Source organism: Streptomyces sp. NPDC006326, from assembly GCF_040612915.1.
GTDB lineage: Bacteria > Actinomycetota > Actinomycetes > Streptomycetales > Streptomycetaceae > Streptomyces.
In genome coordinates, this window is the sequence record NZ_JBEXRC010000007.1 from 30,735 (window position 1) to 43,186 (window position 12,452).

Genomic DNA, 12,452 nt, shown 5'->3' on the forward strand with positions numbered 1-12,452 from the left:
AGCCGACCTGTACGGAGTATCCATGCCGACCTCGTCCGACGCGCCGCTCACCCCGACGGTGCCGCTGTCGGCGCTCCTCGGGGAGCAGGCGCTGGGGCTGCGCCTGCTCGCCGGGCCGGCGCGGGTGGAGGTGCACGGGGTGCACGCCTCCGAGATGGCGGACCCCTCCCCGTACCTGCTGGGCGGCGAACTGCTCCTCACGGCGGGCGCGGGGCTCACGGAGCCGGAGGTGGACCTCCGCCACCCCGGCGGGGCGGCCCCGGCGGCCGGCCCCGCGCCGCGGGAGGGCGCGGCCGGGCCGGCCGACGCGTACGTACGGCGCCTGGCCGCCTCCGGCGCAGCCGCACTCGGGTTCGGGCTGGCGCCGCTGCACGTCGAGGTGCCCCCGGAGCTGGCCGCCGCCTGCGCACGGCACGGGCTGCCGCTGCTGGAGGTGCCGCCGCGGACCCCGTTCACCGCGGTCGCCCGCGCGGTGGGACGGCTGATGGCGGAGGCCCGTACCCGTGAGCTGCGCCGGGTCACCGAGGCCCAGCAGTCCCTGGCCGCGGCCGCCGCCCGCCCGGACCCGGTCCCCGCGGTCCTGCGCCGCCTGGCCTCCGGCCTGGGCGGCCGGGCGGTGCTCCTCCCCCCGGCCCCGCCCGCCCCCTCCGGGCCGGCTCCCGCCCCGCCGGCCCCGGCCGTGCGGGATCTCCTCTTCGCCGGGGGCGAGCCCTCCGAGGAGGTGCTCGGCGGGCTCCTCGCGCTGGCCGGGCGGGTGGCGCCGGGGGCCGCCGCCACGGCCACCGCCACCGTCGGGGGGACCCAGCTCAGCGCCTACGCCCTCGGCGGGGGGCACGTGCTCGGGGTCGCCGCACCGGAGCGGGCACCCGGCGACCACACCATCGCCTCCGTGGCCGCCGTCCTGCTCACCCTGCTCACCGCCCGCCGGGCGGCCGGGTCCGGCGAGGCGGCCTCCCTGACCCGGCTGCTGCTGGACGGGGATCCGGCCGGGGCACTCGCGCCCGGCCCCTGGCACGTCGTCCACGCCCGCGGCTCCGGCGATCCGCAGGCCCTGGCGGCAGCCCTCGGCACCGTACTGCTGGACCCGGACGGGCCCGCGGCGCGCCTGCTCACCGCCCGGGAGCCGGCCCCGCAGCCCGGCTGGCGCCTCGGGGTCAGCGCCCCGGCCGGGCCGACGGGGCTGCGTACCGCCCAGGCGCAGGCCCGGCGGGCCCTGGAGCGGGCGGAGGCGGCCCGGACCCCGCTGGTCCGTCACGCCGGGGACGGCCTGTCCGGGCTGCTGGACCCCGCGGAGGCCCGCGCCCACGCCGAGGCGCTCCTCGCCCCGCTGAACCCTGCGCAGGCCCGGACCCTGCACACCTGGCTGGCCCACCACGGCAGCTGGGACCGCACGGCCGCCGCCCTCGGCGTCCACCGCAACACGGTGCGCCAGCGCATCGCCCGCGCCGCGACGCTCCTGGCCCGCGACCTCGATGACCCCGACATCCGCATGGAACTGTGGTTCGCGCTACGTACTCTGGACACCGAGGACAACCCGCCAGTAACTTAGTCTGAGCAAGCGCTTAGAGTTCGCCCTCCACTGAGCGGCGACGGCGCGCAACCATGACCGCGAGAGCGGCGGCGGTTCAGCCGCAGAGGGGAGTCCGGCCGTGCGCCGTACCGTTTTCAACGAGGACCACGAGGCATTCCGCGAGACCATCCGCGCCTTCATCGAGGCCGAGGTCGTCCCCGTCTACGACGAGTGGTTCGCCGCCGGCCAGGCGCCGCGCGACTTCTACTACAAGCTCGGCGAGCTGGGCGTCTTCGGCATCAACGTGCCCGAGGAGTTCGGCGGCGCGGGCCTGGACACCCACAAGTTCGAGGCCGTCCTCTACGAGGAGACCTCCCGCGCGGGCGTCAACTTCGGCGGCTCCGGCGTGCACGTGCTGCTCGCCCTCCCCTACATCAAGATGCTCGCCACCGACGAGCAGAAGAAGCGCTACCTCCCGAAGTTCGTCTCCGGTGAGGAGATGTGGGCGCTGGCGATGACCGAGCCGGGCACCGGCTCCGACGTCGCGGGCATGAAGACCACCGCCAAGCTCTCCGAGGACGGCACGCACTACGTCCTCAACGGCGCCAAGACCTTCATCACCGGCGGCGTCCACGCCGACCGCGTGATCGTCTGCGCCCGCACCTCCGCCCCGCGCGAGGACGACCGCCGCTTCGGCATCTCCCTGTTCGCCGTGGACACCAAGTCCGAGGGCTACTCCATAGGCCGCAAGCTCGACAAGCTCGGCCTGCGCACCTCCGACACCGCCGAGCTGGCGTTCGTCGACGTCAAGGTCCCGGTCGAGGACCTGCTCGGCGAGGAGGGCAAGGGCTTCTACTACCTCGGCCACAACCTGGCCTCCGAGCGCTGGGGCATCGCCTTCGGCGCGTACGCCCAGGCCGCCGCGGCCGTCCGGTTCGCCCAGCAGTACGTCACGGACCGCACGGTCTTCGGCAAGCCGGTCGCGCACTTCCAGAACACCAAGTTCGAACTGGCCGCCTGCCAGGCCGAGGTGGACGCCGCCCAGGCCGTGGCCGACCGCGCCCTGGAGGCCCTGGACGCGGGCGAGCTGACCCCGGCCGAGGCCGCCTCCGCGAAGCTGTTCTGCACCGAGGTCGCGCACCGCGTCATCGACCGCTGCCTCCAGCTGCACGGCGGCTACGGCTACATGAACGAGTACCCGATCGCCCGCCTGTACGCCGACAACCGCGTCAACCGCATCTACGGCGGCACCAGCGAGATCATGAAGTCGATCATCGCCAAGTCGATGGGCCTGTGAGGAACCCCGTCTCCGTCCCATGAACGAGGCACTGACGATTCTCCTCGATCTGCTCGACCTGGAGCAGATCGAGGAGAACATCTTCCGCGGTACCAGCCGCCCTTCGCTGGTACCGCGCGTCTTCGGCGGTCAGGTCGCGGCCCAGGCGCTGGTCGCGGCCGGCCGTACGGTGCCCGCGGACCGCAGCGCGCACTCGCTGCACTCGTACTTCCTGCGCGCCGGTGATCCCGGTGCGCCCATCGTGTACTCGGTCGACCGGATCCGCGACGGGCGCTCCTTCACCACCCGGCGGGTCGTCGCCGTCCAGCACGGCCAGCCGATCTTCCACCTCTCCGCCTCCTTCCAGGTGTACGAGGAGGGGCTGGACCACCAGGCCGCCATGCCGGCCGCCCCGGACCCGGAGACCCTGCCGACGGCCGCCGAGTCGCTGCCCGCGTACCGGGAGGTCTTCCGGGACCCGGGCACGGTCGAGCGGCTGGCGGAGGCCCGCGGCGCGGTGGACCTGCGGTACGCGACGACCCCGCCGTGGGGCAGCGTGGGCGTGCCCGTGGAGCCCCACTCCCAGGTGTGGTTCCGTACGGCCGACAAGCTGGAGAGCGACGACGCCCTGCTCCACACCTGCCTGGCGACCTACGTCTCGGACATGACCCTGCTCGACTCGGTGCTGCTCGCGCACGGGCGGGGCGGGTGGGCCGTCGGCGACGTGGTGGGCGCCTCGCTGGACCACGCGATGTGGTTCCACCGGCCCTTCCGCGCCGACGAATGGCTGCTGTACGACCAGGAGTCGCCCTCGGCCGCCGCCGGGCGCGGCCTCGGCCAGGCCCGGATCTGGACCCAGGACGGCCGGCTGGCCGTCACCGTCATCCAGGAGGGCGTGGTCCGCGTACCGCGCGGGCAGTGACGCCCGCCGCGGACCGCCCGAAGGGGCGGTGCGCGGCGCGGCGGCGGCCCCGCCGGCCCCCGGCTGCGCCGCAGGGCCTCGGCGCGCCAGGCCTCGTCGCCGTGAGCGCCGGACGTACCGTCCCCTCATGCCCGGAGAATCCGAGAGCGTGGGCACGGTCGTCGTCGCCGTGGTCACCAATCTGGCCATCGCGGCGGCGAAGGCGGTCGGCGGCATCATCAGCGGTTCGAGCGCGATGCTGTCGGAGGCCGCGCACTCGGTGGCCGACACCGTGACCGAGGTGATGCTGCTGGCCGCGTTGAAGCGCAGCGCCAAGCCCGCGGACGAGGACCATCCCCTGGGATACGGGCCGGAACGCTACATCTGGGCGCTGCTGGCCTCGATCGCGACCTTCGTCGGCGGCGCGGTCTTCGCCGTGTACGACGGCGTCCACACCCTGGTGCAGGGCGAGGACCCGGGCGATCCCGCCGTCTCGTACGCCATCCTCGGCGTGGCCTTCGTCCTGGAGGGCTACTCCCTGCTGGTGGCCTGGCGCCAGGTACGGGGGGAGGTGGCGCGGGCCGGTGCGCCCCTGGGCCGGTACGTGAAGCACACCCCGGACACGGCGGTGAAGGCGGTGCTGCTGGAGAACGCGGCCGCGCTGATCGGCCTGGTCCTGGCGGCGGGGGGCCTGCTGGGGGCGCAGCTCACCGGGTCGGGGGTCTACGACGGGGTGGCCTCCCTGCTGATCGGGCTGCTGCTGGTGTGGGTGGCCTGGGAGTTGGGGCGTTCGAACGCCCGCTACCTGATCGGCCGGCCGCTCCCGGCGCCGACCCGGGCGGAGGTGCGCGAGGAGCTGCTGTCGGTGCCGCACATCGAGGGTGTACTCGAACTGACCACGCTGGTCCAGGGACCCTCGGAGGTGCTGATCGCCGCGAAGATCGACTTCCACGACCTGGCGTCGGCGCGCCAGGTGGAGGGGGCGTGCGAGGAGGCGGAGGAACAGCTGCGGGAGCGGTTCCCGACGATCCGCCGGGTGTACCTGGACCCGACCCCCACGCCCTCCCCGGCGTCCGGGACTACGCCTGGCGGTCCTTTCGGGGAACGGCCTTGAGCTTGGCCCAGATCGCCTCCAGGCAGTCGATGTCCGCATCGTCGAGCACGTCGTCGAACACCTCGGCGAGGGCCTCGCGCCGGGTGGCGTCGGCCTCGGCGAAGGCGCGGCGGCCCGCCTCGGTCAGCGCGATGCCCACCGAGCGTGCGTCCGTCGGGGACGGTATCCGCTCGACCAGCCCCCGGCCCCGGAGCGAGTCCACCACGCGGGAGACCTGGCTGCGGCTGAGCAGGGTCATGGCGCCGAGCTCCGAGGCGGCCACCGGCTCCTGCTGGAAGTTGAGCCAGAGCATGACCTCGAACCAGGAGAGCGGGAGGTCGTGGCGGCGCGCCAAGGCCTGGTCGACCCGGGCGGTGAGCGTGGACCCGGCCCAGACGAGACCGTAGAAGGCATGGTCACGTGCGGTGAGGGTGCCCAGGGAGAGTGCGTTGCGCGCCATGGGAGCAGCGTACCGGCAGGAGGCGAACGTTGCGTGCGCACGCACAGAAATGTAATGTGTGCGTGCACACGCACTCAGATGGAGAGACTCATGACCACGAAGACCGTCCTCATCACCGGCACCTCCTCGGGCATCGGGCTGGCCGCCGCCGTCGCCGCCGCCCGGGCGGGGTGGCACACCGTCGCCACCATGCGGGACACCACCCGGGCCGACGCCCTGCACAAGGCCGCAGCCGAAGCCGGCGTCGCCGACCTCGTCCAGGTCAAGCGCCTGGACGTGACCGACGCGGACTCCGTGGCCGCGTGCGTGGCCGAGGTCGTCGCCGAGCACGGACGCCTCGACGCCGTCGTGAACAACGCGGGCGCCGGCTTCGTCGGCACCATCGAGCAGCACGGCATGGAGCAGGTCCGCTCCGTCATGGAGGTCAACTTCTTCGGTGTCGTCGAGCTCACCCGGGCCGCCCTCCCCCACCTGCGCGCCTCGGGCGGCCGGGTGATCACGGTGACCAGCGTCGGCGGTGTGATCGGCCAGCCCTTCAACGAGTCCTACTGCGCGGCCAAGTTCGCCGTCGAGGGCTTCATGGAGGCCCTCGCGCCGGTGGCCGCGACCACCGGCGTACAGGTCGCCCTCGTCGAACCGGGCGCCGTCGCCAGCGAGTTCGTGAACAACGTCGGGCTCGACGTCCCGGCGCTGCTCACCCAGGCGGGTCCGTACGCCCCGGCGCTCCAGGCCTACGTCAACCACGCCATGCAGTCCTTCGGCAGCGACACCGCGCAGACCCCGGAGCAGGCGGCGGCGCCGGTCGTCGAGGCGCTGACCGCCGAGAAGGTGCCGTTCCGGATCCAGACCTCCGACTGGGCCCGCAGCTTCGTGGGGACGAAGCTGGCCGACCTCGACGGCTCGGCCGTCCAGTCGATGACCGCCGACTGGCTCCGCTGAGGCCGGGCCGGGGGCGGACCCGCCCCCGCCCCGCCGGCTCGGAGCAGGTCCGCTAGAGCAGGTCCGCGGCCGACAGCAGGTACGCGACCATCGGGTCGTACGCGCGGGGGTCGCGGACGTGGTCGTCCAGCGGGACCGCCACCTGGAGGGTGCCCTCGGCCTCGGCGAGGAACAGGGCCGGGTCGTTGCAGTCCGCGTACCCCACCGCGTCGAGGCCCCGCTGCGCCGCGCACCCCGCCCAGCCGTGGTCGGCCACCACCAGGTCCGGCTGCGGGCGCCCCGCCGCGGCCAGCCCGTCCAGGATCGCGGCCATCGGCTCCGGGGAGTGGGTGTGCCACAGGGTCGCGCCCCGCTCCAGCACCGCGACGTCCGCGACCTGCCACACCGCGCCCTCGTCGGCCACCAGCCCGGACGGGATGACGACGATCTCGCAGCCCGCCGCGCGCAGGGCGCCCGCGGTGGCCCGGTGGACGTCCAGCAGCCCGCCCGGGTGGCCGGTGGCCAGCAGCACGCCCTGCCGGTCCAGTGCCGCCTTGCGCAGCCGTGCCGCCATCCGGTCGAGCGCGTCGACCGTGAGCTCCGGGTCGATGGTGTCCTGGCCGTACCGGTGGGCGGCGTCGTCCACGACCCCGCACCGCTCCGCCATCACCGCGAGCACGTCCTGCTCGTCCGTCCAGCGGTCGCCCAGCTCCAGGCCGAACCAGTAGTGCCGGTCGCCGTTGGCGAGCTTGCGGTAGTGCGAGAGGTTGTTCTCGCGCGGGGTGGCCACCTGCCCCGCGATCCGCGTGCGGACGAGGTGGTCGACGAGTTCGGCGCGGCTGGGGACGGGCTGCTCTATCGGCTTCGGCATGCGCCCCATTCTGCCGCCGCCCGGGCGGAGCCGCCGCGGCCCATTTCGCCCCGTGGACGCGCCGCGTCACCGGGTCATCCCGACAGCGCCCCGAAGGCGCCGTGCGCGAGGCGCCTGAGCAGCGACTCCGTCGCCTCGCGGCCCAGCGCCGCCAGGTGCGGGGTGGAGTTCAGCAGGCCGAAGACGGCGTGCACGGCGACCCGTACCTCCGCCTCGCCGACCTCGGGGTGCAGTTCCCCTACGACCGCCACCCAGAGCTCGACGTACTGCCGCTGGAGCTGGCGCACGAGCTTGCGGTCGGCCTCCCGCAGCCGGTCCAGCTCCCGGTCGTGCAGGGTGATCAGCGCCCGGTCGTCCAGGGCGAAGTCGATGTGGCCGTCGATCAGCGAGGCCAGCACCGCGGGCGGGTCCCCCGCGGCCTCCTCCGCGCGCCGGCGCCCGCCCGTCAGCAGCCGTTCGCTGATCCCCACCAGCAACTCGGCGAGCATGGCGTCCTTGCCCGCGAAATGCCGGTACAGGCCGGGGCCGCTGATGCCCACCGCGGCCCCTATCTCGTCGACGCCGACCCCGTGGAACCCGCGCTCGGCGAAGAGACGAGCGGCCTCACTGAGGATCTGCTCGCGACGGGTCGGGGCGGCCGCTCTGGTGCTCATGGGAATCCATTCTAGACAGGGCCGTTAGCGCTCGTTAACCTAGGCGCCATCAGTGTTAACGCTCATTAACCGCGTTGACCGCGAGGACCGAGCAAGGGAGCTCGACCGATGCAGCAGGCACCAGTGCTGACGAGCGCCGCGGACCCGGCGTCCGAGGCCTGGCGGACCAACGAGGCCGCCCACCGCGAGCTCGCCGAGGGGCTGCGCGCCCGGCTCGGCGCGGCCCGCCTCGGAGGCGGCGAGAAGGCCCGCGCCCGCCACACCGCCCGCGGGAAGCTGCTCCCCCGCGACCGCGTGGACACCCTCCTCGACCCCGGGTCGCCCTTCCTGGAGCTGGCCCCGCTGGCCGCCGAGGGGATGTACGGGGGCGCCGCCCCGGCCGCCGGGGTCATCGCCGGCATCGGCCGGGTCAGCGGGCGCGAGTGCGTGATCGTCGCGAACGACGCCACCGTCAAGGGCGGCACGTACTACCCGATGACCGTCAAGAAGCACCTGCGCGCCCAGGAGGTGGCCCTGGAGAACCGTCTCCCCTGCCTCTACCTGGTCGACTCGGGCGGCGCGTTCCTCCCGATGCAGGACGAGGTCTTCCCCGACCGGGAGCACTTCGGCCGCATCTTCTACAACCAGGCCCGGATGTCCGGCGCCGGCATCCCGCAGATCGCCGCCGTCCTCGGCTCCTGCACGGCGGGCGGGGCGTACGTCCCGGCGATGAGCGACGAGGCCGTGATCGTCCGCGGCCAGGGCACGATCTTCCTCGGCGGCCCGCCGCTGGTGAAGGCCGCCACCGGCGAGGTCGTCACGGCCGAGGAGCTCGGCGGCGGCGAGGTCCACTCCCGCACCTCCGGCGTCACCGACCACCTCGCGGAGGACGACGCGCACGCGCTGCGCATCGTCCGGAACATCGTGGCGACGCTGCCGGAGCGCGGGGCCCTGCCGTGGTCGGTCGAGGCCCCGGAGGAGCCGAAGGTGGACCCGTACGGCCTGTACGGCGCCGTCCCGGTCGACTCCCGCACCCCCTACGACGCCCGGGAGATCATCGCCCGCGTCGTGGACGGCTCCCGCTTCCAGGAGTTCAAGGCGGAGTTCGGGCAGACCCTGGTCACCGGCTTCGCCCGGATCCACGGCCACCCCGTCGGGATCGTCGCCAACAACGGCATCCTCTTCTCCGAGTCGGCGCAGAAGGGCGCGCACTTCATCGAGCTGTGCGACCAGCGCGGCATCCCGCTCGTCTTCCTCCAGAACATCTCGGGCTTCATGGTCGGCCGGGACTACGAGGCCGGCGGCATCGCCAAGCACGGCGCGAAGATGGTCACGGCGGTGGCGTGCACCCGCGTCCCCAAGCTGACGGTGGTGGTCGGCGGCTCGTACGGGGCGGGCAACTACTCGATGTGCGGCCGGGCGTACTCGCCGCGGTTCATGTGGATGTGGCCCAACGCCAAGATCTCGGTGATGGGCGGCGAGCAGGCCGCGTCCGTCCTGGCGACGGTCAAGCGCGACCAGATCGAGGGCGCGGGCCAGGACTGGCCGCTTGAGGACGAGGAGGCCTTCAAGGCCCCGGTCCGCGCGCAGTACGAGGAGCAGGGCAACGCCTACTACGCCACGGCCCGGCTGTGGGACGACGGCGTCATCGACCCGCTGGAGACCCGGCAGGTGCTGGGACTGGCCCTGACCGCGTGCGCGAACGCCCCGCTGGGCGACCCCGCTTTCGGCATCTTCCGTATGTGACGTGAGGACCTCTTCGATGTTCAGCACTGTTCTGGTCGCCAACCGGGGCGAGATCGCGGTCCGGGTCATCCGCACGCTGCGGGAGCTCGGTGTGCGCTCGGTGGCCGTCTTCAGCGACGCGGACGGGGACGCCCGCCACGTACGGGAGGCCGACACGGCCGTCCGGATCGGCCCGGCGGCCGCCGCCGAGAGCTACCTGTCGGTGGAGCGGCTGCTCGACGCGGCCCGCCGTACGGGGGCCGAGGCGGTCCACCCCGGGTACGGGTTCCTCGCGGAGAACGCGGCCTTCGCGGCGGCCTGCGCGGAGGCGGGCCTGGCCTTCATCGGCCCGCCGGCCTCGGCCATCTCCCTGATGGGCGACAAGATCCGCGCCAAGGAGACCGTGCGGGCCGCCGGTGTCCCGGTGGTGCCCGGTTCCTCCGGCAGCGGCCTGTCGGACGCCGACCTGGTCGCGGCGGCGGAGGAGATCGGCATGCCGGTGCTGCTGAAGCCCTCCGCGGGCGGCGGCGGCAAGGGCATGCGGCTGGTCCGGGACGCGGCCGTGCTGGCGGAGGAGATCGCGGCGGCCCGCCGCGAGGCCCGCTCCTCCTTCGGCGACGACACCCTGCTCCTGGAGCGGTGGGTGGACCGGCCGCGGCACATCGAGATCCAGGTGCTGGCGGACGCGCACGGCAACGTGGTCCACCTCGGGGAGCGCGAGTGCTCGCTCCAGCGGCGCCACCAGAAGGTCATCGAGGAGGCGCCCTCGGTCCTGCTGACACCGCAGCTGAGGGCGTCCATGGGCGCGGCGGCCGTGGAGGCGGCCCGCTCGTGCGGGTACGTCGGCGCGGGCACGGTGGAGTTCATCGTGCCGGGCGGGGACCCGTCCTCGTACTACTTCATGGAGATGAACACCCGGCTCCAGGTGGAGCACCCCGTCACGGAGCTGATCACGGGCCTGGACCTGGTGGAGCAGCAGCTGCGGGTGGCGGCGGGCGAGCCGCTCGGATTCGACCAGTCCGGGGTCCGGCTCACCGGGCACGCCATCGAGGCCCGCGTCTGCGCGGAGGACCCGGCGCGCGGGTTCCTGCCGTCCGGCGGTACGGTCCTGGCGCTGTCCGAGCCGTCGGGCGGTGCGGTGCGCACCGACTCGGGCCTGGTGGCCGGGGTGGACACGGGGTCGACGTACGACCCGATGCTGTCGAAGGTGATCGCGTACGGGCCCGACCGTGCCAGTGCCCTGCGGGTGCTCCGGGGGGCGCTCGCCGACACGGTGATCCTCGGCGTCCAGACCAATGCGGGGTTCCTGCGCAGGCTGCTGGCGCACCCGGACGTGGTCTCCGGGGACCTGGACACCGGGCTGGTGGAGCGGGACCTGGCCACGCTCCTGCCCGACGGCGTCCCGCCGGAGGTGTACGCGGCGGCGGCCCTGCTGTCGCTCGCCCGGCCCGCCCCTTCCGGAAACGGACCGGCCGGGCAGCCCGGGCACGCCGGATGGGTCGACCCGTTCGACACCGCCAGCGGCTGGCGCCTCGGCGGCACGCCCGCCTGGACGGTCCACCACTTCCGCCTCCCGGGCCTCGACCCGATCGAGGTCCGCACCCGCGCGCGCGGCTCGGAGCAGGAGCTGCTCCTCGCCGATCCGGCCGGGGCAGCGTCAGCCTCGCCGGCGACTGAGGCGCGGGGCCCGGGGCAGAGCCCCGGCGCACCGGCGCGCGGCCGGATCGTGGCCCGCACCACCCACGACCTCACCATCGAACTCGACGGCATCACCCACCGGTTCAGCCACGCCGCCTCCCCCGAGGGGGTCTGGCTCGGGCGCGACGCCGACTCCTGGCACGTGCAGCACCACGACCCCGTCGCCGCGGCGCTCACCGGCGCCGGCCGGTCCGGCGCCGACACCCTCGCCGCCCCCATGCCCGGCACCGTCACCGTCGTCAAGGTGGCCGTCGGCGACAAGGTGGCGGCCGGACAGAGCCTGCTCGTGGTCGAGGCCATGAAGATGGAGCACGTCATCTCCGCCCCGCACGCCGGCACCGTCACCGAGCTGGACGTCTCCCCCGGCACCACCGTCGCCATGGACCAGGTCCTGGCCGTCGTCACCCCGGAAGAAGAGGAGGAGGCGGCATGATCGGCCTGCCCATGACCGTCCCGGCGCCCGGCCTGCCCGCCCGCGTGCGGATCCACGAGGTCGGCGCCCGCGACGGACTGCAGAACGAGAAGACGGCCGTCCCCACCGCCGTGAAGGCGGAGTTCATCCACCGCCTCGCGGCGGCGGGCCTGGACACCGTGGAGGCGACCAGCTTCGTGCACCCCAAGTGGGTGCCCCAGCTGGCGGACGCGGAGCAGCTGTTCCCGCTGCTCTCCGACGTGGACGCGGCCCTGCCCGTGCTCGTCCCCAACGAGCGGGGGCTCGACCGGGCGCTCGCGCTCGGGGCCACCCGGATCGCCGTCTTCGGTTCGGCGACCGAGACCTTCGCCTCCCGCAACCTCAACCGCACCGTCGACGAGTCCCTGGCCATGTTCGAGCCCGTCGTGGCGCGGGCCAGGGAGGGCGGGGCGCACGTGCGCGGCTACCTCTCCATGTGCTTCGGGGATCCCTGGGAGGGCGCGGTCCCGGTCCACCAGGTGGTCCGCGTCGCCAAGGCCCTGCTGGACCTCGGCTGCGACGAGCTCAGCCTCGGCGACACCATCGGCGTCGCGACCCCGGGCCATGTCCGGGCGCTGCTGGAGGCCCTGGGCGAGGAGGGCGTCGGCGTCGACCGGATCGGCGTCCACTTCCACGACACCTACGGCCAGGCCCTGTCCAACACCCTCGCCGCGCTCCAGCACGGCGTGACCACCGTCGACGCCTCCGCAGGCGGTCTCGGCGGATGCCCGTACGCCAAGAGCGCCACCGGCAACCTCGCCACCGAGGACCTGGTGTGGATGCTCGACGGCCTCGGCATCGAGACCGGGGTCGACCTGGCCGCCCTCACCGCCACGAGCGTGTGGATGGCCGAACAGCTGGGGCGGCCCAGCCCCTCCCGTACCGTCCGCGCCCTCTCCCACAAGGAGTAAGAACAC

At 74.0% G+C, this 12,452-nt stretch carries 11 protein-coding genes; 8 read left to right on the forward strand and 3 right to left on the reverse strand.

Features of this window, described 5'->3' with window-relative positions:
• Positions 1-22 precede the first annotated feature (22 nt).
• The 4 genes from ABZ128_RS07790 (at position 23) to ABZ128_RS07805 (ending at position 4,801) form a co-directional block, all read left to right on the forward strand.
• Entirely contained in the window at positions 23-1,549 is a 1,527-nt protein-coding gene (locus ABZ128_RS07790; protein ID WP_356846739.1) for a helix-turn-helix domain-containing protein, read from the forward strand.
• 100 nt (positions 1,550-1,649) lie between these two features.
• Complete coding sequence (locus ABZ128_RS07795; RefSeq protein WP_356846740.1) at positions 1,650-2,807, forward strand: acyl-CoA dehydrogenase family protein; 1,158 nt, start codon at positions 1,650-1,652, stop codon at positions 2,805-2,807.
• 19 nt (positions 2,808-2,826) lie between these two features.
• A complete protein-coding gene (locus ABZ128_RS07800; RefSeq protein WP_356846741.1) occupies positions 2,827-3,708 on the forward strand; it encodes an acyl-CoA thioesterase II in 882 nt (293 codons plus the stop codon).
• 127 nt (positions 3,709-3,835) lie between these two features.
• Entirely contained in the window at positions 3,836-4,801 is a 966-nt protein-coding gene (locus ABZ128_RS07805) for a cation diffusion facilitator family transporter (protein ID WP_356846743.1), read from the forward strand.
• On the opposite strand, the gene ABZ128_RS07810 is transcribed toward ABZ128_RS07805, so the two are convergent.
• Complete coding sequence (locus tag ABZ128_RS07810; protein WP_356846745.1) at positions 4,767-5,240, reverse strand: MarR family transcriptional regulator; 474 nt, start codon at positions 5,238-5,240, stop codon at positions 4,767-4,769. The genes ABZ128_RS07805 and ABZ128_RS07810 overlap by 35 nt on opposite strands.
• Between ABZ128_RS07810 and ABZ128_RS07815 the strand changes: the two genes are divergently transcribed.
• The gene (locus ABZ128_RS07815; protein ID WP_356846746.1) at positions 5,193-6,179 is read left to right on the forward strand and encodes an SDR family NAD(P)-dependent oxidoreductase; all 987 of its coding nucleotides are present in this window, start codon (positions 5,193-5,195) and stop codon (positions 6,177-6,179) included. The two genes, ABZ128_RS07810 and ABZ128_RS07815, sit on opposite strands and share 48 nt — an antisense overlap.
• Before the next feature lie 52 nt (positions 6,180-6,231).
• Here ABZ128_RS07815 and ABZ128_RS07820 read toward each other — a convergent pair whose 3' ends face one another.
• Together ABZ128_RS07820 and ABZ128_RS07825 are read right to left on the reverse strand one after the other, a co-directional pair.
• Entirely contained in the window at positions 6,232-7,038 is an 807-nt protein-coding gene (locus ABZ128_RS07820; protein ID WP_356846747.1) for a phosphatase, read from the reverse strand.
• Positions 7,039-7,103: 65 nt separating this feature from the next.
• Positions 7,104-7,682, reverse strand: coding sequence for a TetR/AcrR family transcriptional regulator (locus ABZ128_RS07825; RefSeq protein WP_356846748.1), 579 nt, complete (start codon positions 7,680-7,682; stop codon positions 7,104-7,106).
• 108 nt (positions 7,683-7,790) lie between these two features.
• On the opposite strand from ABZ128_RS07825, the gene ABZ128_RS07830 reads away from it, so the two are divergent.
• From ABZ128_RS07830 to ABZ128_RS07840, 3 genes are read left to right on the forward strand one after another with little or no spacing between them, the layout of a single operon-like run.
• Complete coding sequence (locus ABZ128_RS07830) at positions 7,791-9,407, forward strand: carboxyl transferase domain-containing protein (RefSeq protein WP_356846750.1); 1,617 nt, start codon at positions 7,791-7,793, stop codon at positions 9,405-9,407.
• Positions 9,408-9,423: 16 nt separating this feature from the next.
• Positions 9,424-11,517, forward strand: a complete 2,094-nt coding sequence (locus ABZ128_RS07835) for a biotin carboxylase N-terminal domain-containing protein (RefSeq protein ID WP_356846751.1) — start codon at positions 9,424-9,426, stop codon at positions 11,515-11,517.
• A complete protein-coding gene (locus ABZ128_RS07840) occupies positions 11,514-12,446 on the forward strand; it encodes a hydroxymethylglutaryl-CoA lyase (protein WP_356846752.1) in 933 nt (310 codons plus the stop codon). Before ABZ128_RS07835 ends, ABZ128_RS07840 begins: the two co-directional genes overlap by 4 nt.
• Positions 12,447-12,452: the final 6 nt, after the last annotated feature.